This is a genomic window from Amycolatopsis sp. NPDC006125 (genome assembly GCF_040614195.1).
Taxonomy (GTDB): domain Bacteria; phylum Actinomycetota; class Actinomycetes; order Mycobacteriales; family Pseudonocardiaceae; genus Amycolatopsis_E; species Amycolatopsis_E tucumanensis.
In genome coordinates this window covers 23,534-43,947 of sequence record NZ_JBEXTZ010000015.1, presented here as the reverse complement: position 1 = coordinate 43,947, position 20,414 = coordinate 23,534, and the positions used below count along the sequence as shown (strand labels likewise).

Genomic DNA, 20,414 nt, shown 5'->3' with positions numbered 1-20,414 from the left:
CTGCCCTGGTACGGAAGTCGCCGGATGTTGACAGGGCGGATCACCCGGAGGCGACCGCTCCCCGCGGCGGGGTAGCCGCTCCCGCCGGGGCCGGGGGCTCAGGCTTCGAAGCGGTACCCCATCCCGGGCTCGGTGATCAGGTGCCTCGGCCGGGACGGCTCCCGCTCCAGCTTTCGCCGCAGTTGCGCCAGGTAGACCCGCAGGTAGTGCGACTCGTTCTCGTAGCCGGGGCCCCACACCTCCCGCAGCAGCTGCTTCTGCGCCACCAACCGGCCCCGGTTGCGCACCAGCAGCTCCAGCACCCCCCACTCGGTCTTGGTCAGGTGCACCTCGACCCCGTCGCGGTGCACCTTCTTCGCCAGCAGGTCCAGCGTGAACGACTCGGTCTCGATCAGCGCCTCGCCCTCGGCCGACGGCACCGCCGAGCGCCGCATGGCCGCGCGCAGCCGGGCGAGCAGTTCGTCCATCCCGAACGGCTTCGTCACGTAATCATCCGCGCCCAGGTCCAGCGCCTTGACCTTGTCGGGCGACTCACCCCGCGCGGACAACACGATGATCGGCACCGTGGTCCACCCGCGCAGCCCGGTGATCACGTCCGTCCCGTCGATGTCCGGCAACCCCAGGTCCAGCACCACGACGTCCGGCTTCGTCTCGGCCACCGCCCGCAGCGCCGCCGCCCCGTCGTGCGCGGTCACCACCTTGTACCCGCGCGCGGTCAGGTTGATCCGCAGCGCGCGCACGATCTGCGGCTCGTCGTCGACCACCAGTACCGTGCCGGTCTGCTCGGTCACGGAGCCACCTCCTTCAGCACCACCGGCACCACGTCGGGAGCCTGGCACGCCTTGAGCGCCACCACCACCGTGAGCCCGCCACCGGGCGTGTCCTCCGCCCGGATCACGCCACCCATGGCCTCGGTGAATCCTTTCGCGACGGACAACCCGAGCCCGACCCCGGGCGTCGCGTCCCGGTCCCCGAGCCTTTGGAACGGGGCGAACGCCGCCTCCGCCGTCCCCTTCTTCAACCCTCGCCCGTGGTCCACGATCCGCAGCTCGACCCACTCCGCGTATGCCGAACCCCGCACCGCCACCGGACCGCCGCCGTGCCGCAACGCGTTGTCCAGCACGTTCGCGATCACCCGCTCCAGCAGCCCCGGATCGGCCATCACCGCGGGCAGCCGCTCGTCCACCTCGACCGCGACCGACTCCGAACCGTCCACATTCGACAACGCGTGCGCCACCACCTCGTCGTAGCCCACCGGCCGCAGGTGCGTCCGCACCGCCCCGGCCGCCAGCCGCGACGAGTCGAGCAGGTTGTTCACCAGCCGGGCGAGCCGGTCGGTCGACTCCTCCGCCGCCTCCAGCAGCTCCTCGGTGTCCTCCGGCGACAGGTCGATGTCCTGCGCCCGCAGGCTGCCGATCGCGGCCTTGATCGAGGTCAACGGCGTGCGCAGGTCGTGGCCCAGCGCGGACAGCAACGCCGTGCGCAGCTGGGTCGCCTCGGCCTGGCGCTCGGCTTCCGCCTGCGCCGCCGCCATCCGCTGCTGCCGCAACGCGAGCAGCGCCTGCCCGGCCGCCGCCTCCAGCGCCCGCCGGTCCGCCGCGGGCAACGCCCGGCCCCGCAACGTCAGGTGCACGTCCGCGGTGACCGGGATGTCCACATCGGCCTCGTCCGGCTTGCCACACGGGTTGACGCCGGCGTGCTCGACCGCCTGCCACTTCCCGCCGCGCTTTTCCAGCAGCACCACGCATTCCATGCCGAAGTTCTCGCGCACCTTCTCCAGCAGCCGCGGCAACGGCTCGGCGTTCGTCAGCACCGTGCGCGCGTAGGACGCCAGCAAGGCCGCCTCCGTGCGCGCCTGCGCGGCCTGGGTCGCCCGCCGCGCCGCCCGGTCCACGACCAGCGCGACCAGCACCCCGACCAGCACCATCGCGACCAGGGTGATCACGTTGCTCTGCGCGTGCACGGTCAGCGTGTAGAGCGGTTCGGTGAAGAAGAAGTTCAGCAGCCCGGCCGACAGCAGCGCCGCCACCAGCGCCGGCCCCAGCCCGCCGACGAGCGCGACCACCACCGTGGCGAGGAAGTAGTCGACCACGTCGGTGGAGAAGTCCAGCTCCCGGCGCAGCAGCACCCCGGTCAGCGTGGCCAGTGCGGGCGCGAGGAACGCCAGCACCCAGCCGGCCAGCAGCCGCGACGGCGCCAGCGGGCTGCGCCTGCCCAGCCACGACCGCAGCCGCCCGCCCGCCTCGTCGTGGGTGACCATGTGCACGTCGATCTGCCCGGACCGCTGCACGACGGTGGCGCCGATGCCCTCATCGAACAGCCGCGCGATGCGCGACCGCCGGGAGGTGCCCAGCACGAGCTGCGTCGCGTTGACGCCGCGCGCGAAGTCCAGCAGCGCGGTCGGCACGTCGTCGCCGACGACGGTGTGGAACGTCCCGCCCAGCTGGTCGGTGAGCTTGCGGTAGCGGCCGGTCTCGACGTGCCCGAGCGCGGACAGCCCGTCGCCGCGCAGGACGTGCAGCACCAGCAGCTCCGCCCCGGCCCTGGTGGCGATGCGGCTGCCGCGCCGGATCAGCGTCTCGCTCTCCCGTCCGCCGGTGATCGCGACGACCACCCGCTCCCGCGTCTCCCACGTGTCGGTGATCCGCTGCTCGGCGCGGTAGCGCTGCAACGCCACGTCCACCTGGTCGGCCACCCACAGCAGCGCCAGCTCGCGCAGTGCGGTGAGGTTGCCGGTGCGGAAGTAGTTGCCCAGCGCGGCGTCGATCCGCTCCGCCGGGTAGACGTTGCCGTGCGCGAGCCGCCGCCGCAGCGCCTCTGGCGTGATGTCGACCAGCTCCACCTGCTCGGCCCGGCGCACGACGTCGTCGGGCACGGTCTCCTGCTGCGCGACGCCGGTGATGCGCTCGACGACGTCGCTCAGGCTCTCCAGGTGCTGCACGTTCACCGTCGACAGCACGTCGATCCCGGCGGCGAGCAGCTCCTCGATGTCCTGCCAGCGCTTCTCGTTGCGCGAGCCGGGCACGTTGGTGTGCGCCAGCTCGTCCACAATGGCCACCTCGGGGGCGCGGGCGAGCACCGCGTCCACGTCCAGCTCGGTGAAGTCGCGGCCGCGGTAGGTCATCCGCCGCCGCGGCACCGTCTCGATGCCTTCCAGCAGCGCCGCGGTCTTCGCCCGGCCGTGGGTCTCCACCAGCCCGGCGACCACGTCCGTGCCGCGGTCGAGGCGGCGCCGCGCCTCGCCCAGCATGGCGTAGGTCTTACCGACGCCGGGCGCCGCGCCGAGGTAGATGCGCAGCTCTCCCCGGCGCGGCGGTTCCTTCTCCACGTCCACGCCTTCAGTGTGCTCCTGCCAGCTGGACGGCGAGGTTGAGTTCGAGCACGTTCACCCCCGGGATGCCGATGCCGTGACCGGTCGTGTTCGCCTCGACCAGCTGCCGGACCCGGTCCTCGGTCAGCCCCGTGTTGCGCGCCACCCGCGGCACCTGCAGGTCGGCGTAAGCGACGCTGATGGCCGGGTCGAGGCCCGACGCCGAGGCCGTGACCGCGTCGGCGGGCACCGCGTCCGGCGAGACGCCCTCGCGCTGCGCGATGGCCGCCTTGCGCTCCTCGACGGCCGCGACCAGGTCGGAGTTGAACCCGCCCTTGTTCGAGCCGCCGGACACCGCCGGGTCGCCGGTCGCCGAGGGCCGGGTGTGGAAGTACGGGTCGTGCGCGGGGTCGGCCGGGACCGGGTCGATCCCGATCAGCGACGAGCCCACGACCTGCCCGTTCGCCGTCACCAGCGACCCCTCGGCGTTGTCGTGCAGCCCCGGGATCCGGGACACCGCCCACACGCCGAGCGGGTAGACCACCCCGAGCAGCACCGTGAACACCAGCAGCACCCGCAGGCCGGCGCCGGTCTGCTTCACCAGATTCTTGATCATGACTACCCGATTCCAGGGATGAAGCGGACGACGAGGTCGATGAGCCAGATGCCGAGGAACGGCGTCGCGATGCCGCCGGCCCCGTAGACCAGCAGGTTGCGCCGCAGCAGCGCGGACGCGCTGGACGGCTTGTACCGCACGCCCCGCAGCGCGAGCGGGATCAGCACCACGATGATCAGCGCGTTGAAGATCACCGCGGACAGGATCGCCGACCGCGGGGTCGCCAGGTGCAGGATGTTCAGCGCCGCCAGCTGCGGGAAGATCGCCACGAACATGGCGGGCAGGATGGCGAAGTACTTGGCGAGGTCGTTGGCGATGCTGAACGTCGTCAGCGCGCCGCGGGTGATCAGCAGCTGCTTGCCGATCTCCACGATCTCGATCAGCTTCGTCGGGTCGGAGTCGAGGTCGACCATGTTGCCGGCCTCCTTCGCGGCCGACGTGCCGGTGTTCATCGCGACCCCGACATCGGACGCGGCCAGCGCGGGCGCGTCGTTGGTGCCGTCGCCGGTCATCGCGACCAGCCGGCCGCCCTCCTGTTCGCGCTGGATGAGCGCCATCTTGTCCTCGGGCTTGGCCTCGGCGAGGTAGTCGTCGACGCCGGCGTCCTCGGCGATGGCCTTCGCGGTGCGCGGGTTGTCCCCGGTGATCATCACCGTCCGGATGCCCATCCGGCGCAGCTCGGTGAACCGTTCCCGCATGCCCGGCTTGACCACGTCGGACAGCCGGATCACGCCACGCACGAACGCGTGCCCGCCGGTCAGCTCGGCGACCACCAGCGGGGTGCCGCCCTGCTCGCTGATCTCGTCGACGATCCGCTCGGTCTCGTCCGGGAAGTCGCCGCCGTGCTCCCGCACCCACTCGCGGACCGCGCTCGCCGCGCCCTTGCGGACCTGGCGGCCGGGCAGGTCGACGCCGCTCATCCGGGTCTGCGCGGTGAACGGGACGAACTCGCCGCCGCCGGGAACCGTGGTGCCCTCGGTCAGCTCGACGACGCTGCGGCCCTCCGGGGTGCCGTCGGCGAGGCTGGACAGCCGGGCGGCCTCGGCCAGCTGGTGCGGGTCCGTCGAGCCGACCGGGATCAGCTCGGTCGCCCTCCGGTTGCCGAAGGTGATCGTGCCGGTCTTGTCCAGCAGCAGCGTCGACACGTCACCGGCGGCCTCCACCGCGCGGCCGGACGTGGCGAGCACGTTGCGCTGCACCAGCCGGTCCATCCCGGCGATGCCGATCGCGGACAGCAGCGCCCCGATCGTCGTCGGGATCAGGCACACCAGCAGCGCGGTCAGCACGATCACCGACTGCTCGCTGCCGGAGTAGGCGGCCATCGGCTGCAGCGCCACGACAGCGAGCAGGAAGATGATCGTCAGCGTGGACAGCAGGATCGTCAGCGCGACCTCGTTCGGCGTCTTCTGCCGCGACGCGCCCTCCACCAGCGCGATCATCCGGTCCACGAAGGACTCGCCGGGCTTGGTGGTGATCCGGACGACGATCCGGTCGCTCAGCACCGTCGTGCCGCCCGTGACGGCGCTGCGGTCACCGCCGGACTCGCGGATCACCGGCGCGGACTCACCGGTGATGGCCGATTCGTCGACCGTCGCGATCCCCTCGACCACGTCACCGTCGCCGGGGATGATCTCCCCCGCCTCGACGACAACCAGGTCGCCCACCCGCAGTTCGACACCCGGCACGCGTTCCTCGCCGTCCGGGGTGATCCGCCGCGCGACGGTCTCCTTCTTGGTGCGGCGCAACGACTCCGCCTGCGCCTTGCCCCGCCCCTCGGCGACGGCCTCGGCCAGGTTCGCGAACACGACCGTGAACCACAGCCACACCGCGATCAGGATCGTGAACACGCTCGGGTCGGTGACCGCGAAGACCGTGGTGAGCACCGAGCCTGCCCACACCACGAACATGACCGGGTTGCGGACCTGGTGCCGCGGGTGGAGCTTGCGCAGCGCGTCGGGCAGCGAGGTCAGCAGCTGCCGTCCGTTGAACACGCCCGCGCCTACGCGAGCCGGTGTTTCGACGGGCCGGTCTTGGGTGATGGTCATGCCATGGCCTCCGCGATGGGACCGAGCGCGAGCGCCGGGACGAACGTCAGCGCCGCGACGAGCAGGATGGTTCCGGCGAGCACGGAGCCGAACAGCGGCCCGGTCGTCGGCAGGGTGCCCGCGGTCTCCGGCACCTTCTTCTGCGCGGCCAGCGAACCGGCCAGACACAGGACCGCGATGATCGGCACGAACCGGCCGATCAGCATCGCCACCGACAGCGAGGACTGGAACCAGCCGTCCGTCACCGTGATGCCGGCGAAGGCGCTGCCGTTGTTGTTGCCGGTGGAGGCGTACGCGTAGAGCACTTCGGACAGTCCGTGCGCCCCGCTGTTGCCCAGCGCGCCCGCGGTGCCCGGCATGAGCAGGGCCGCGCCGGCGCCGAGCAGGACGACCGCGGGCATCGCCAGCATCGCGATCGCGGCGGCCGTGACCTCGCGCTTGCCGAGCTTCTTGCCCAGGTACTCCGGCGTGCGGCCGACCATCAGGCCGGCCAGGAACATCGCGATGATCGCCATCACCAGGATGCCGTACAGGCCGGTGCCGACACCGCCCGGCGAGACCTCGCCGAACAGCATGTGCAGCAGGGTCATGCCGCCGCCGAGGCCGCTGTAGCTGTCGTGCAGCGAGTTCACCGCGCCCGTCGAGGTGCCGGTGGTGCTGGTGGCGAACAGCGACGACGCGCCGATGCCGAACCGCTGCTCCTTGCCCTCCAGGTTCGCGCCTGCCAGCAGGGCGGCGGGGCCGTTCGGGTGCGACTCGGCCCACCAGGTCACCGCGAGCACGAACGTCCACAGCAGACCCATCACGGACAGCAGGACGTACCCCTGCTTCGGGTTGCCGACGAGCCTGCCGAACGTCCGGGTCAGCGACACCGGGATCACCAGGATCAGGAAGATCTCGATCAGGTCGGTCCAGACGTTCGGGTTCTCGAACGGGTGCGCGGAGTTGGCGTTGAAGATGCCGCCGCCGTTGGTGCCGAGCTCCTTGATGACCTCCTGGCTCGCCGTCGGCGCCATCGAGATGGTGCTCTGCGTGCCGTCCAGGCCGGTGACCGTGACGCCGGCGCGGAGGCTCTGCGTGACGCCGAGCGCGATCAGCACGATCGCGAACACGACCGACAGCGGCAGCAGGATCCGCACGGTGCCGCGGGTCAGGTCGACCCAGAAGTTGCCGAGCCGGTCGGTCCTGGACCGGGTGAACCCGCGGACCAGCGCCATCGCGACGGACAGGCCGACCGCGGCGGACAGGAAGTTCTGCACCGTCAGCCCGGCCATCTGGACGAGGTGGCCCATGGTCGTCTCGGGCACGTAGGACTGCCAGTTCGTGTTGGTCACGAAACTGACCGCCGTGTTGAACGCGACGCCGGGGTCGACCGAACCGCGGCCGAGGCTCAGCGGCAGGACGGACTGCAGGCGCTGCAGCACGTACAGGAAGACGATGGACACCAGCGAGAACCCGAGCACGCCCAGCGCGTAGGTGGGCCAGCGCTGCTCGGAGGACGGGTCCACCCGGAACGCGCGGTACAGGCCGCGCTCCAGCTTGAGGTGCCGCTCGCTGGTGAACACGCGCGCCATGTAGTCGCCCAGCGGCTTGTGGACCAGGGCGAGCGCGGCGACGAGGATGCCGACCGTGACCAGGCCGGACGCGAGGTCCGACATCAGAACCTCTCCGGCTTGGTGAGTGCGATGAACAGGTAGACGATCAGGCCCAGCGCCAGCACCCCGCCGACGACGTTGGCCACCACCCCGGCGCCGCTCACAGCTTCTCCAGCCCGCGCAACGTCAGCGCCAGCACCGCGAACACCGCGATCAGCAGCACGGCGTACAGCAGATCCGCCACTTCACACCTTCCAGCACGGGTCACCCGATCGGTGACCGCTCCGGTGACAGCGTGCGCTCGGATGTCCCGTGTCCTCGTCCGGATGACGGCGCCTTGACGCCGCCCCGGCGCGGATTTACGCGTTCTTGAGGCGCGTGTGCGACCGGCCACACTCCGTGAAATCCATCCCGTCAGAGCGGACGAATCGAGCAGACAGTTACCGGTGAGTTGTGTTACCACGGTGTTACGCATAGTTGTACTTGCTAAGCATCGGGAGGGTAGTACGCATGTGCGGCATCACCGGCTGGGTCTCCTTCGAGACCGACCTCACCCAACAGCGCGAAGTGCTCGACGCCATGACCGGGACCATGGCCTGCCGTGGTCCGGACGACTCCGGGACGTGGATCGCCCCGCACGCCGCACTCGGCCACCGTCGCCTCGCGATCATCGACCTGCCCGGCGGGCGGCAGCCGATGTCGGTGACCACGCCGGCCGGCGAGGTGGCCATGGTCTACAGCGGTGAGGCCTACAACTTCACCGAGCTGCGCCGCGAACTGGAGGGCAAGGGCCACACCTTCCGCACCGACAGCGACACCGAAGTCGTGCTGCACGGGTACCTGGAGTGGGGCGAGTCCGTCGCCGACCACCTCAACGGCATGTACGCCTTCGCCATCTGGGACGCCCGCGACGAGAAGCTCGTCATGATCCGCGACCGGATGGGCATCAAGCCGTTCTACTACTACCCGACGCGCGACGGCGTGTTGTTCGGGTCCGAGCCGAAGGCGATCCTGGCCAATCCCGCGGCGAAGCGGATCGTGGACGCGGACGGGTTGCGGGAGCTGTTCTCCTTCACCAAGCAGCCCGGCTGGTCGCTGTGGCACGGGATGTCCGAAGTGGAGCCCGGCACGATCGTCCGGGTGGACCGGGACGGCGTGCACACCCGCACGTACTGGAAGCTGGAGGCGCGCGAGCACACCGACGACCAGGAGACCACGGTCGCGCGGGTGCGCGAGCTGATGACCGACATCGTGCACCGGCAGCTGGTCGCCGACGTGCCGCGCTGCGTGCTGCTGTCCGGTGGCCTGGACTCCAGCGCGATCACCGGCCTGGCGGCCGCGCGGCTGCGTGAGGAGGGCGAGCAGCTGCGCACCTTCTCGGTCGACTTCGTGGGGCAGGAGGAGAACTTCAAGCCCGACGAGATGCGCGACACCCCGGACTCGCCGTTCATCCGGGACGTGGCGAAGCTGGTCGACTCGGCGCACCAGGACGTCGTGCTGGACCCGGCCGCGCTGACCGACCCGGCGGTGCGGCGGGCGGTGCTGACCGCGCGGGACATCCCGGCCGGCATGGGCGACATGGACACCTCGCTGTACCTGCTGTTCAAGGCCATCCGGGCGGAATCGACGGTGGCGCTGTCCGGCGAGTCGGCCGACGAGGTGTTCGGCGGGTACCGGTGGTTCCACGACGAGACCGCCCGCAACGCTGACACGTTCCCGTGGCTGGCGTTCAACACGGGCGCTCTCGAACGCGGCGGGCTGCTGCGGGCGGAGGTGCGGTCCACGCTGGATCTCGAGGGCTACATCGCGGACCAGTACCGCACGGCGCTGGCGCGGGTCGAGCACCTGGACGGGGTTTCCGCGGAGGAGCGCCGGATGCGTGAGGTGTGCCACCTGCACCTGACGCGGATGGTGCGGGCGCTGCTGGACCGCAAGGACCGCGCGTCGATGGCGGTGGGCCTGGAGGTGCGGGTGCCGTTCTGCGACCACCGGCTCGTCGAGTACGTCTACAACACGCCGTGGTCGCTGAAGACGTTCGACGGCAGGGAGAAGAGCCTGCTGCGGCACGCGACCAAGCACGTGCTGCCGCGGTCCGTTGTGGACCGGGTGAAGAGCCCGTACCCGTCCACGCAGGACCCGGTGTACGCGGAGGCGTTGCAGCAGCAGGCGAAGGAGGTGCTGGCGACGCCCGGCGACCCGGTGTTCGAACTGGCCTCCCGCGAGTGGGTGACGGACGCGGTGGGCCAGGACCCGGCCACGATGACGTCCCTCACGCGCCACGGCCTGGACCGGCTGCTCGACCTGCACCACTGGTTCGACATCTACCGGCCGGAGCTGCGAGTCTGAGGATTCCCTGTGAGGTTCGGACATGGGGCACAAGTGGGTATGCGGGAGCGTTGAACAGGTCAGGAGAGGTGAGGAAGATGACCCAAGCATTCACGCAGACCGCTTTCACCAACGCCCGGACGAGCCCGCAGCTCCCGACCCTGCCCACCGGCTGGCCGATCGGGTCCTACGACTCCTACGAAGAGGCCCAGCGGGCGGTCGACCACCTCGCCGACAACGACTTCCCCGTGGCGGACGTCACGATCGTCGGGGTCGAGCCGATGCTGGTCGAGCGGGTCGCCGGCAAGCTCAGCTGGGGCCGCGTGCTCGGCGGAGCCGCGATGTCGGGCGCCTGGTTCGGTGTGTTCGTCGGCCTGTTGCTGACGCTGTTCACGCCGGGCGCCGGGCTGCTGCCGATCCTGTTCGGTCTGGTCGCCGGTGTCGCGTTCAGCATGGTGTTCGCGGCCATCAGCTACGGCGCCACCCGCGGCAAGCGTGACTTCGTGTCGCAGACGCAGCTGGTCGCGCGCCGCTACGACGTGCTGAGCCAGCCGCGCAACGCCGAGAAGGGCCGCGAGCTGCTGGCGAACCTCGCCGCGCGGACGCACGTGTTCAACTGAGGTAGCCGAGGAGAGCCCCGGGCCGGTCGCCGGCCCGGGGCTCTTTCAGTTGCGGGGGCGCGACAGGACGTCGCCGCACACGCTTTCCCGGCGCAGCTGCGTCCAGTCCGGGCCGGACCAGACCGTGGCCGGCTGCGCCGCGGCGGGACAGGCGAACAGGTCGAGCAGGCACCAGCCGTCGTCCCTGCCGAGTTCACCGATGACGAAGCTGGCGGTCCCGTCGGCCACGAACACGGCGACGGCGACGTCGTCCGCGCTCTGGCGCACGTCGAAGACGGAGATGTCTCCGATGGTGAACGCCGAGACGGTGCCCTGGCCGGGCAGGCTGACCTCGTCCACCGGTGGCAGGTCCGCGCAGTGCAGGTCCCGGTAGGCCGCGTGGTCCTCGCCGGTGAGCGCCGTGGCGATGTCGTCCGCGGTGTCCGCGGGGTCGTCGTCGAACACATGCACCACGAGCAGCACGACCGCCGCGACCAACACGGCGGCCACGCCGCCCAGCTTCCACCACCGCGCCCGTTTCACCGCACCTCCCGAGATCATCCTGGAGGTAACCGCACGGAGGCGGTGGTCGTCGAGGCGGGTGTCCTGATGCGGTCAGCTCCCGCTGGAGATGCCGAGCGGCGTGGAGCCGCCGGAACGCGCGTTGCGACCCGAGCGCAGCAGCTCCCGCCACCGGCGCACATCATGCTGCGCGGGCCTCGTCGTGGCGAGGAAATCCTCAACTCCCACTCGAGATGCCCAACGGCGTGGAGCCGCCGGAACGCGGACTGCGGCCCGTGCGCAGCAGCTCCCGCCACCGGCGCACATCATGCTGGGCCGGCCTCGTCGTGGCGAGGAAATCCTCAACTCCCGCTCGAGATGCCCAGCGGCGTGGAGCCGCCGGAACGCGGACTGTGACCCGTGCGCAGCAGCTCCCGCCACCGGCGCACATCATGCTGCGCGGGCCTCGTCGTGGCGAGGAAATCCTCAACTCCCACTCGAGATGCCCAACGGCGTGGAGCCGCCGGAACGCGGACTGCGGCCCGTGCGCAGCAGCTCCCGCCACCGGCGCACGTCATGCTGGGCCGGCGTCGTGGTGGTGAGGAAATCCCGCAGGACAGTCAGAAACCGCTGCGGCGCGGTGTGGTGCGGGAAGTGCCCGGCGCCCTCGAAGATCTCCAGCCTGCTGCCCGGCATCGCGGCGTGGGCGACCAGCGCGTGCTCGCTCGGCACGACGTGGTCCCGCGTCCCCCACACCAGCATCGTCGGGATGCCCTCCGTCAGGTAGCTGCGGTCGAGCATGTTCACCACCTGCCCGCGCCAGTCAACCACCGCGCGCAGCGTGCGCAGGAACGCCTGCCTGCTGGTCGACTCCGCGAGCCGCACGTACTTGCCGATCACGTAGTCGAGATCCGCCCCCAACCCGAACCCGCCGCCCGCCCGCAGCAGGCTCCGGAAGCGCCGCAAGCCTTCCCGCACCGGCGGGGTGCCGAGCAGCGGCAGCACCAGATCAGCGCCCGGCGCGGCCGCGAGCCGCAGCAGCGGGTGCACGCCAGCGCCGATGCCGCCGGAGCTGACCAGCACCAGCCGCTCGCAGCGTTCCGGGAACTGGTAGGCGAACTGCATCGCCACGCCACCGCCGAGCGAGTGCCCGATCACGGTCACCCGGTCGATGTCGAGCGTCGCCAGCAGGTCCCGCATCCCGCACGCATAGGCGGCCACCGAATAGTCGGCGCGCGGCTTGTCCGAACCGCCGTGGCCGAGCAGGTCCGGCGCGATCACCGTGTAGTCCCTGGTCAGCGACGCGAGCACGTCCAGCCAGGTGGACGAGTCGTCGCCGATGCCGTGGACGAACAGCAACGCGGGACCGCTGCCCGCCATGCGGTAGGCGCGCCGGTAGCCGTGGATCGTGCGGTGGCGCAGGTCGAACGTGTCCGGGCCGATCCCGGTGAGCGCGGTGTCCGGGGAACGCACCCGGCAAGCCCACCAGCCGGCTGTTACCGCTGTGTTGCCCCCGCCGAAAGAGTTTCCGCGAGCCGCGGGACCTGCAACTGCGACCACGGGCTGAACACGAACGGCGTGCGGCTCATGCTCTCCACCAGGTCGGTCCAGGCCGACCAGCGCCACTCGCACACCTCGTCCGGCTCGGGCAGCGGGTCCGCGTCGGCCTCGGCCACCCACACGGGGCAGAACTCGTTCTCCACCACGCCGCCCGCGTCCGTCGCCGTGTAGCGGAAGTCCGGCAGCACCTTCCGCAGCCCGGTGACCTCCAGGCCCAGCTCCTGCTTCGCGCGCCGCGCGATGGCCTCGGCCATGTCCTCGCCCGGGCCGGGGTGGCCGCAGAACGAGTTGGTCCACACGCCCGGCCACGTCTTCTTGCCGATCGCGCGCCGGGTCAGCAGGACGCGGCCGGCGCGGTCGAAGACGTAGCAGGAGAACGCCAGGTGCAGCGGGGTGTGCGCGTCGTGCACCGTGCGCTTCGGCGCTGTGCCGACGGGGTCGAAGCGCTCGTCGAGCAGCACCACGAGTTCTTCCTGGGCCACGTGACCTGCCTTCCGGTGTCAGGAGGAGCGGCGCGGCCGGGGCTGGCAGCGCGGGCAGAAGTAGGACGACCGGTTCATGAACGGCTCGCGGCGGATGGGCGTGCCGCAGCGGCGGCAGGGGCGGTCGCCCTGGCCGTAGACGTTCAGCGAGCGGTCGAAGTAGCCGGACTGGCCGTTGACGTTGACGTACAGCGCGTCGAACGACGTGCCGCCGGCGTGGAGCGCCTCGTTCATCACCTCGGTGGCCGCTTCGAGGACGGCCGCGCCCTGGGCGCGGGTGAGCTTCTCGGTGGGGCGGGCCCAGTGCAGCCGGGCGCGCCAGAGGGACTCGTCGGCGTAGATGTTGCCGACCCCGGACACGAGCGTCTGGTCGAGCAGGGCGCGCTTGATCTCGGTGCGGCGGGAGCGCAGGGCCTTGACCGCCTGGGCCGGGTCGAACGCCGGGTCCATCGGGTCGCGGGCGATGTGCGCGATCGGCGCGGGCAGGAGCGTGCCGTCGGAGGTGACGAGATCGGCCAGCGCGAGCCCGCCGAAGGTCCGCTGGTCGACGAACCGCAGCTCGGGGCCGCCGTCGTCGAACCGGATGCGGACGCGCAGGTGCTTCTCGTCGGGGGCGCCCTCGGGCTGCACGAGCATCTGACCGCTCATGCCCAGGTGCGCGAGGATCGCTTCCTTGTCCGACAGCTCCAGCCACAGGTACTTGCCACGCCGCCGCGCGGCCTCGACGCGCGCCCCGGCGAGCCTTCCGGTGAAGTCCTCGGGGCCCAGCTCGTGACGGCGGATCGCGCGGGGGTGCAGCACCTCGACACGAGCGATCCCGCGGCCCGCCACGTGGGCCTGCAGCCCGCGGCGCACCACTTCTACTTCGGGAAGCTCCGGCACCACACCACCCTATCCACGACCCCCGACAATTCCCGACGTCCGACCGGGTCGCATGACGACGACACAGCGTGACAGCGTGCTTCCAGTGGAACGCCGAACCCGCACGAGATATGCCGGGAACGACGAAGCCGGGCCGCTGCACCGACGGCAGCGACCCGGCTTCGCACGAGATCTACTCCGAGCCCTCCGGCTTCAGCTCCTCGGAAAGAGCCCGCCAAGCGGTCTCGGCGGCCTTCTGCTCGGCTTCCTTCTTCGTGGTGCCGTTGCCGTTGCCGAAGTCGCGGCCGGCGACCAGCACCGTGGCGCTGAACTCCTTGCGGTGGTCCGGCCCGGTGTCCTCCACCTTGTACTCCGGCACACCCAGCCCGGCCGACGCGGTCAGCTCCTGCAGGCTCGTCTTCCAGTCCAGCCCGGCACCGCGCAGCGGCGCCTCCGCCAGCAGCGCGTCGAACAGCCGGTGCACCAGCTCGCGAGCCGCGTCGATGCCGTGCGCGAGGTACGCCGCACCGATCACGGCCTCCAGACCGTCGGCGAGGATGCTCGCCTTGTCACGGCCACCGGTGAGCTCCTCGCCCTTGCCGAGGAGGAGGTGCGCGCCGAGCCCACCGGGACCCAGCCCCCGCGCGACCCCGGCCAGGGCGTGCATGTTGACCACACTGGCCCGCAGCTTCGCGAGCTGCCCCTCCGGCAGCTCGGGGTGCGTGCGGTACAGGTGGTCGGTGACGACCAGACCGAGCACGGCGTCACCGAGGAACTCGAGCCGCTCGTTCGGCGGCAACCCACCGTTCTCGTACGCGTACGAGCGGTGGGTGAGCGCCAGCGTGAGCAGCTCGGCGTCGAGTTCGACGCCGAGCGCTTCGAGCAACGGTTTCGGGTCGGCGGCCGGCCCTCCCGATCTCGACCTGCCCCCCATACTGGTCAGCGACCTCAGGCGGGCTCGACGACCTGACGACCGTCGTACTGGCCGCAGGTCGGGCAGGCCACGTGCTGCGGCTTCGGCTGCCGGCAGGCCCGGTTCTGGCAGGGCACCAGCTGCACGGGCGTCGCCTTCCACTGCGCACGACGGTGGCGCGTGTTGGAGCGCGACATCTTCCGCTTCGGGACGGCCACGACTGAATCTCCTCATCCACGGTTCGCTCACGCGGGCGCGAGCGTGCTTACTCAGGTGCTTACGAGCTGATGCCCGTCAGGCTTGCCGGCCGGGCCCGCCGGAGGACGAGTCGTCGAAACGCTCGACCAGCGCGGCCCACCGAGGGTCTATCGTCTCATGCCCGTGTCCGGGCTCGAGATCGGCCCACTTCCCGCCGCAATCGGGGCACAGCCCCGGGCAGTCCTCGCGGCACAGCGGGACCTGCGGCAGCGCCAGCACGACGGCGTCACGGACCAGCGGTTCGAGGTCGATCCGGTCGTCGACGAGGCGCATGACCTCGTCCTCGTCGGTCGTCTCGTCCGTGGTCGAGTCGGGGTAGGCGAACAGCTCGGTGAGCTCGACCTCGACCTCGTCGTCGATCGGGTCGAGGCAGCGGGAGCAGGCGCCGGTGGTCCGCACCACGGCGGAGCCGGTGACCAGCACGCCCTCGACCACCGACTCGAGCAGCAGGTCCAGCTCGACCTCGGCGCCCTTCGGCACCACGATCACATCGGGCACGCCCCACTCGACGGCGGTGGGCGCCGTGCGCTGGATGGTCCGGCTCAGGCCGGCGCGCCGGCCCAGCTCACGGGTGTCGACGACCCACGGGTTGCGGGCGTCGGAAGAGTCATTGTGCTGAGACATGGGTCCGTTGAGTAGAGGGCGGAAGGCAACCCCACCACTCTACGCCGCGATCAGGGCTGGAAGTCGTACAGGGGCGTGGGGCGCTGGCCGAGGCTCGACGGGCCGCGCAGGTGGTTGCGGCCGGAGTCGACCGTCCGCAGCGTGGTGGACAGCAGCTCGGAGAACTCGGCGAGCTTGCCGTCGACGTAGGCGTCGCAGTCGGCGCGCTGCCGGTCGGCCTCGGCGTGGGCCTCGTCCACGATCCGTGCGGACTCGGCGTGCGCGGCCTGCACGACCTCGGTCTGGGACACCAGCCGGGACTGCTCGTGGCGGCCGTCCTCGACGGCGCGCTCGTAGGCGTCGCGACCGGCCTGCATCATGCGCTCGGCCTCGGCGCGGGCCCGCTCGGTCAGGTTGTGGTACTCGGCCTGGCCCGCGGCGATCATCCGCTCGGCCTCCGCGCGCGCGTCGGCCATGACCTGCTCGGCGCGCGCCTGCGCGTCGGCGATCATGCGCTCGGCCTCGGCGGCGGCCTCGGAGGTGACCCGCTCGGCCTCGGCGTTGGCGTCGCCCACCGTCGTCTCGGCCTGGTGGCGCGCCTTGTTGATCAGCTCGTCGCGCTGGTCGAGCACGTCCTGCGCGTCGTCGACCTCGCGGGGCAGCGCGTCGCGCACGTCGTCGAGCAGTTCGAGGACGTCCCCGCGGGGAACCACGCAGCTGGACGTCATCGGCACCCCGCGTGCCTCTTCCACGATCGTGACGAGCTCGTCCAGCGCCTCGAACACCCGGTACACAGCGACTCCCTAGGTGGCCTTTCCCCATCCGGCTTGACCACAAGTCTGCCCGTTTCTCCGGGGAAAGGGGGGAACGCTGCGTCACCGGGCGTGTCAAGGGGAACCGTCAGGAATTCACGTCCACCAGGTCGAAGCTCGCGTAGTGGTCGCCGGTGTAGAAGTACTCCCCCGCCGAGCCGGTGACGATGCGGCGCGCGCCGCGGTCGTCGCTGCCGGGCGTCTCCACGGTGTACTCGTGGTAGTAGCCGCTCGCGCAGGCCGGCAGCAGCCCTTCGCGGTTCTGGAAGACCGTCCCGTCCTGCTCGTACGGGTACGGGCCGCCCTGCTGGATCAGCTCGTAGGTGTCGGTGGCCTCGGCGGGCAGCGAGGACAGCGCGACCACCGTGAAGCCGGAGGTGTCGCCACACTCGGCCTGAGCGGTGGACAGCGGCGCGGCCGAGGCGGGAGCGGCCGGCCCGAACCCGGTGAACAACGTGAGGACGACCGCGAGCAGCGCACCGGCCACCCGGGACTTCGTGATGTTGGTCATTTTCGGACCGTAGCCCGAACGCGTTACCCGTAGGAGGCCGTCAGGTGAACGAGCCCGAAGTCCCGACGAAAGTCGTCGCCCGATCAGGCGCGTTCGGCGAGTTTCGCGGTGAGCCGCTCGAAGACCACGTCCGGCACCAGGTTCTTCACGTCGCCGCCGTAGGTGGCGACCTCCTTGACCAGCGAGCTGGACACGAAGCCGTAGGCCGGGTTGTTCGACATCAGCAGGGTCTCGACGCCGGAGAGCTCCCGGTTCATCTGCGCCATCTGCAGCTCGTAGTCGAAGTCGCTGACCGAGCGCAGGCCCTTGGCGATCGCCGCGATGTCGTGCTGCCTGCAGTAGTCCACGAGCAGCCCGTGCCACGAATCGACGCGGACGTTGGGCAGGTGCGCGGTGATCTCGCGCAGCATGTCCAGCCGCTCCTCGATGGTGAACATGCCCTTCTTGGACTTGTTGATCATGACCGCGACCACGACCTCGTCGAACAGCTTCGCCGCCCGCTCGATGATGTCGAGGTGGCCGTTGGTCACCGGGTCGTAGGAGCCTGGACACACCGCACGCCGCATGTGGCGGACGCTATCAAGCTCTACCCGCCGTGGCGCGGTGAAGTGACGTACTCCGCCCAGTACAAGGCCGTGTCGCCGTAGCGCGAGGTGCGCAGCGGCGCGAACCCGGCGGGCCAGTCCGGTTCGCCGTCGCGCAGCGCCCGCTCGACGATCACCAGCCCGTCCTCGACGATCCAGCCGCCCGCGCCCAACGCGGCCAGCACCGCGCCGATCTTCTCCGCGCCCACCGAGTAGGGCGGATCGGCCAGCACGAGGTGGAACGGCTCGTCGGCGGGCTGCGCCAGCACCGTCTCGACCGGGCCGGAGCGCACCGAACCGCCCAGCCCGAGCGCGCTCACGTTGGCTTTGAGGACCTGCACCGCGCGCCGGTCGGACTCGACGAACACCGCGTCCGCCGCGCCCCGCGAGAGCGCCTCCAGCCCCAGCGCGCCGGAACCGGCGTAGAGGTCGAGCACCCGCGCGTCGGTCAACTCGCCCGCCGCCTCCAGCGCGTTGAACAACGCCTCCCGCACGCGCTCGGACGTCGGCCGCGTGCCCTGCGCCGGCACCTTGAGCCGCCGCCCGCTCGCCGCCCCGGCCACGATCCTCGTCACAGCCCCATCATCGCGCTGTGTTCTGCGCGGTGTTTTGCCCAGGACCCGGTGAACGGCCCGCGGGGCACGCGTAGAGTCAATCTTCCTGTTGCCGGCGAGTGAGCTGTAGGAGCGCTGCGTGTCGGAACCTCGGGTCAGACGGGCCGAGATCGCCATCGAACAACACCACGTGGACCGCGTCTACACCCGGCTCGCCGAACTCCGGGCGCAGGCGGAGGCGATGCGTGCCAAGGGCTACGAGATCGGCCACGGCGCCCAGCGCGAAGCCGTTTTCGAGCAGGCCTCGATGCTGTTCGAGCGCGACATGATGGTCCACCACGCGACCCAGACGCTGCAGACCCTGGACGCCGAGTACGAAGGCCTGGTCTTCGGACGGCTCGACCACACCACCGGCGAGAAGATCTACGTCGGCCGCCTCGGCATCCGCGACGCCGAGTTCGACAACCTCGTGACCGACTGGCGCGCCCCGGCCGCCGCCGCGTTCTACCAGGCCACCGCCGAGGAGCCGATGGACGTGGTGCGCCGCCGCGTCATCCGCTGCTCCGGGCAGACCGTGCTCGACGTGGACGACGACGTGCTGATCCCGGACGCGGTCGGCGACGACATGCAGGTGGTCGGCGAGGGCGCGCTGATGGCGGCGCTGGGCCGGTCGCGCGGCGACAAGATGCGCGACATCGTCGCGACCATCCAGAAGGAACAGGACGAGGTCATCCGGGCGCCGTGGCGCGGTGTCACGGAAATCACCGGCGGCCCAGGCACCGGCAAGACCGCCGTGGCGCTGCACCGCGCGGCCTACCTGCTGTACCGGTACCGCCGCCAGCTCGGCGGGGCCGGGGTGCTGGTGGTCGGCCCGTCCGGGGTCTTCACGAACTACATCTCGCGCGTGCTGCCGTCGATGGGCGAGACGAACGTCGAGCTGCGCGCGCTGGGCGCGGTGCTCGACGGCATCAGCACCGACCGGCAGGACCCGGCGCCGCTCGCCGCGATCAAGGGCTCGCTGCGGATGCGCAAGGTGCTGGCGAAGGCACTGCGGGACACGCCGCCGGACGTGCCCGACGAGATGCGGATCGTCTACAAGGGCGACGTCCTCAAGCTCAACCGCAAGGAGCTGGAGAAGGTCCGCCGCAAGGTGCACGGCCACGGCGGGCCGCCGAACCGCTCGCGGGTGCGGGCGGCCGAGGCGCTGCTGGAGGCGCTGGCCGACCGGGCCGAGGAGAACGCGCGCGCCGACGGCCGCTCGATCGAGCGCGCCGAGGTGATCCACGACCTCGGCGAGCGGATCGACTTCCACCGCTTCCTGGTCGTGTGGTGGCCGGTGCTGTACCCGGGCGAGATCCTGCGGTGGCTGGGCGATCCGCGGCGCCTGACCAAGGCGGCACGCGGCGTGCTGACCCCGGCCGAGGTCGACCTGCTGGCCGCCTCGTTCGCCGACCGCGAGCGCGAGTGGACGGTCGCCGACGTGGCGTTGCTGGACGAGCTGCGCGTACTGGTCGGCCCGCCGCCCAAGCGCCGCCGCCGGGCGCAGCAGATCGAGCTGGACGCGGCGCCGCCGGAGCGCGGGTCGCAGGGCAAGCCGCACCGGCCGGAGCACTACGACGAGTACTCGCACATCGTGGTCGACGAGTCGCAGGACCTCTCGCCGATGCAGTGGCGGATGGTCGGCAGGCGCGGCAAGTACGCCAGCTGGACGGTGGTCGGCGACCCGGTGCAGAGCTCGTGGCCGGATCCGGAGGAGGCGGCGCAGGCCCGGACGCAGGTGTTCGGCGCGCGCACCCCGGTCCGCCGCTACACGCTGCGCACCAACTACCGGAACTCGGCGGAGATCTTCGACCTGGCCGCCCGCGTGGTCGCCGGGCACGCCGCCGAGGGCGAGCTGCCGCGCGCGGTCCGGACCACCGGGATCGAGCCGGACGTGCGGCTGGTCGAGCGCGGCAGCGTGGAGAGCGCGGTGCAGGCGGCGGCGAAGGAGCTGCTGGACGCGGTCGAGGGCACGGTCGGCGTGGTGTGCGCCATGGACCGCGTCGCCGAGGTCGGCGCGTGGGTGCGGGGGCAGGCGGACGAGCGGCTCAAGGTCGTCGGCAGCCTGGACGCCAAGGGCCTGGAGTACGACGCCGTCGTGCTGGTCGAGCCGACCGAGCTGATCACCGAGTCGCTCACCGGGCGGCGCGTGCTCTACGTCGCACTGACCCGCGCGACGCAGCAGCTGACGGTCGTGGCCTCCGACGACGAGTGGCTGCCTGCGGAATAAATCACGAAAAACGCAA

At 71.2% G+C, this 20,414-nt stretch carries 20 protein-coding genes; 3 read left to right on the top strand and 17 right to left on the bottom strand.

The window, feature by feature from the left end; genetic code table 11:
• Window positions 1-98: 98 nt before the first annotated feature.
• From ABZ193_RS10320 to kdpF, 6 genes are read right to left on the bottom strand one after another with little or no spacing between them, the layout of a single operon-like run.
• Complete coding sequence (locus tag ABZ193_RS10320; RefSeq protein WP_020418106.1) at window positions 99-791, bottom strand: response regulator; 693 nt, start codon at window positions 789-791, stop codon at window positions 99-101.
• Window positions 788-3,334, bottom strand: coding sequence for a DUF4118 domain-containing protein (locus tag ABZ193_RS10315; protein ID WP_020418105.1), 2,547 nt, complete (start codon window positions 3,332-3,334; stop codon window positions 788-790). The genes ABZ193_RS10320 and ABZ193_RS10315 overlap by 4 nt, the downstream gene beginning before the upstream one ends.
• A 4-nt stretch (window positions 3,335-3,338) precedes the next feature.
• Window positions 3,339-3,926, bottom strand: a complete 588-nt coding sequence (locus ABZ193_RS10310) for a potassium-transporting ATPase subunit C (protein ID WP_237336361.1) — start codon at window positions 3,924-3,926, stop codon at window positions 3,339-3,341.
• A 2-nt stretch (window positions 3,927-3,928) separates the two neighbouring features.
• Entirely contained in the window at window positions 3,929-5,971 is a 2,043-nt protein-coding gene (kdpB, locus tag ABZ193_RS10305; protein ID WP_354709620.1) for a potassium-transporting ATPase subunit KdpB, read from the bottom strand.
• Window positions 5,968-7,629: a potassium-transporting ATPase subunit KdpA gene (gene kdpA, locus ABZ193_RS10300; protein WP_354709619.1), complete on the bottom strand. Its 1,662-nt coding sequence runs from the start codon at window positions 7,627-7,629 to the stop codon at window positions 5,968-5,970. The genes kdpB and kdpA overlap by 4 nt, the downstream gene beginning before the upstream one ends.
• On the bottom strand, window positions 7,629-7,730 hold the full coding sequence (kdpF, locus tag ABZ193_RS10295) for a K(+)-transporting ATPase subunit F (RefSeq protein WP_017987524.1): 102 nt from the start codon (window positions 7,728-7,730) through the stop codon (window positions 7,629-7,631). Before kdpF ends, kdpA begins: the two co-directional genes overlap by 1 nt.
• A gap of 346 nt (window positions 7,731-8,076) precedes the next feature.
• Between kdpF and asnB the strand changes: the two genes are divergently transcribed.
• Both asnB and ABZ193_RS10285 read left to right on the top strand, forming a co-directional pair.
• On the top strand, window positions 8,077-9,912 hold the full coding sequence (asnB, locus tag ABZ193_RS10290) for an asparagine synthase (glutamine-hydrolyzing) (protein WP_354709618.1): 1,836 nt from the start codon (window positions 8,077-8,079) through the stop codon (window positions 9,910-9,912).
• Between the two features lie 77 nt (window positions 9,913-9,989).
• A complete protein-coding gene (locus ABZ193_RS10285) occupies window positions 9,990-10,511 on the top strand; it encodes a general stress protein (RefSeq protein ID WP_020418100.1) in 522 nt (173 codons plus the stop codon).
• Window positions 10,512-10,556: 45 nt separating this feature from the next.
• On the opposite strand, the gene ABZ193_RS10280 is transcribed toward ABZ193_RS10285, so the two are convergent.
• From ABZ193_RS10280 to rsmD, 11 genes are all read right to left on the bottom strand, one after another.
• Window positions 10,557-11,000 carry a hypothetical protein gene (locus tag ABZ193_RS10280; RefSeq protein WP_157358541.1) on the bottom strand — a complete coding sequence of 148 codons (444 nt, stop codon included), beginning with the start codon at window positions 10,998-11,000 and terminating at the stop codon, window positions 10,557-10,559.
• Between the two features lie 477 nt (window positions 11,001-11,477).
• Window positions 11,478-12,464, bottom strand: a complete 987-nt coding sequence (locus ABZ193_RS10275; RefSeq protein WP_354709617.1) for an alpha/beta hydrolase — start codon at window positions 12,462-12,464, stop codon at window positions 11,478-11,480.
• A gap of 23 nt (window positions 12,465-12,487) precedes the next feature.
• Window positions 12,488-13,033, bottom strand: a complete 546-nt coding sequence (idi, locus tag ABZ193_RS10270) for an isopentenyl-diphosphate Delta-isomerase (RefSeq protein ID WP_020418096.1) — start codon at window positions 13,031-13,033, stop codon at window positions 12,488-12,490.
• Between the two features lie 18 nt (window positions 13,034-13,051).
• Window positions 13,052-13,915 (bottom strand): bifunctional DNA-formamidopyrimidine glycosylase/DNA-(apurinic or apyrimidinic site) lyase, encoded by an 864-nt coding sequence (gene mutM / locus ABZ193_RS10265; RefSeq protein ID WP_027935873.1) that lies wholly within the window; start codon window positions 13,913-13,915, stop codon window positions 13,052-13,054.
• A 172-nt stretch (window positions 13,916-14,087) separates the two neighbouring features.
• A complete protein-coding gene (rnc, locus tag ABZ193_RS10260; protein WP_084506093.1) occupies window positions 14,088-14,828 on the bottom strand; it encodes a ribonuclease III in 741 nt (246 codons plus the stop codon).
• Between the two features lie 14 nt (window positions 14,829-14,842).
• Window positions 14,843-15,025 carry a 50S ribosomal protein L32 gene (gene rpmF / locus ABZ193_RS10255; RefSeq protein WP_017987516.1) on the bottom strand — a complete coding sequence of 61 codons (183 nt, stop codon included), beginning with the start codon at window positions 15,023-15,025 and terminating at the stop codon, window positions 14,843-14,845.
• A gap of 76 nt (window positions 15,026-15,101) precedes the next feature.
• A complete protein-coding gene (locus tag ABZ193_RS10250; protein ID WP_354709616.1) occupies window positions 15,102-15,689 on the bottom strand; it encodes a YceD family protein in 588 nt (195 codons plus the stop codon).
• Window positions 15,690-15,739: 50 nt separating this feature from the next.
• On the bottom strand, window positions 15,740-16,462 hold the full coding sequence (locus ABZ193_RS10245) for a DivIVA domain-containing protein (protein ID WP_020418092.1): 723 nt from the start codon (window positions 16,460-16,462) through the stop codon (window positions 15,740-15,742).
• Window positions 16,463-16,568: 106 nt separating this feature from the next.
• Window positions 16,569-16,991, bottom strand: coding sequence for a ribonuclease (locus tag ABZ193_RS10240; RefSeq protein WP_354709615.1), 423 nt, complete (start codon window positions 16,989-16,991; stop codon window positions 16,569-16,571).
• A gap of 83 nt (window positions 16,992-17,074) precedes the next feature.
• Entirely contained in the window at window positions 17,075-17,557 is a 483-nt protein-coding gene (gene coaD, locus ABZ193_RS10235) for a pantetheine-phosphate adenylyltransferase (protein ID WP_020418090.1), read from the bottom strand.
• A 20-nt stretch (window positions 17,558-17,577) separates the two neighbouring features.
• Window positions 17,578-18,150: a 16S rRNA (guanine(966)-N(2))-methyltransferase RsmD gene (gene rsmD, locus ABZ193_RS10230; protein ID WP_237336372.1), complete on the bottom strand. Its 573-nt coding sequence runs from the start codon at window positions 18,148-18,150 to the stop codon at window positions 17,578-17,580.
• 118 nt (window positions 18,151-18,268) lie between these two features.
• On the opposite strand from rsmD, the gene ABZ193_RS10225 reads away from it, so the two are divergent.
• Complete coding sequence (locus ABZ193_RS10225; protein ID WP_354709614.1) at window positions 18,269-20,398, top strand: ATP-binding domain-containing protein; 2,130 nt, start codon at window positions 18,269-18,271, stop codon at window positions 20,396-20,398.
• Window positions 20,399-20,414 lie beyond the last annotated feature (16 nt).

Coding starts and splice junctions, on each gene's coding strand:
- ABZ193_RS10310 (WP_237336361.1), bottom strand. CDS start 3,926: ATGATCAAGAATCTGGTGAAGCAGACCGGCGCCGGCCTGCGGGTGCTG.
- kdpB (WP_354709620.1), bottom strand. CDS start 5,971: ATGACCATCACCCAAGACCGGCCCGTCGAAACACCGGCTCGCGTAGGC.
- kdpA (WP_354709619.1), bottom strand. CDS start 7,629: ATGTCGGACCTCGCGTCCGGCCTGGTCACGGTCGGCATCCTCGTCGCC.
- asnB (WP_354709618.1), top strand. CDS start 8,077: ATGTGCGGCATCACCGGCTGGGTCTCCTTCGAGACCGACCTCACCCAA.
- ABZ193_RS10285 (WP_020418100.1), top strand. CDS start 9,990: ATGACCCAAGCATTCACGCAGACCGCTTTCACCAACGCCCGGACGAGC.
- rnc (WP_084506093.1), bottom strand. CDS start 14,828: ATGGGGGGCAGGTCGAGATCGGGAGGGCCGGCCGCCGACCCGAAACCG.
- ABZ193_RS10250 (WP_354709616.1), bottom strand. CDS start 15,689: ATGTCTCAGCACAATGACTCTTCCGACGCCCGCAACCCGTGGGTCGTC.
- ABZ193_RS10240 (WP_354709615.1), bottom strand. CDS start 16,991: ATGACCAACATCACGAAGTCCCGGGTGGCCGGTGCGCTGCTCGCGGTC.
- coaD (WP_020418090.1), bottom strand. CDS start 17,557: ATGCGGCGTGCGGTGTGTCCAGGCTCCTACGACCCGGTGACCAACGGC.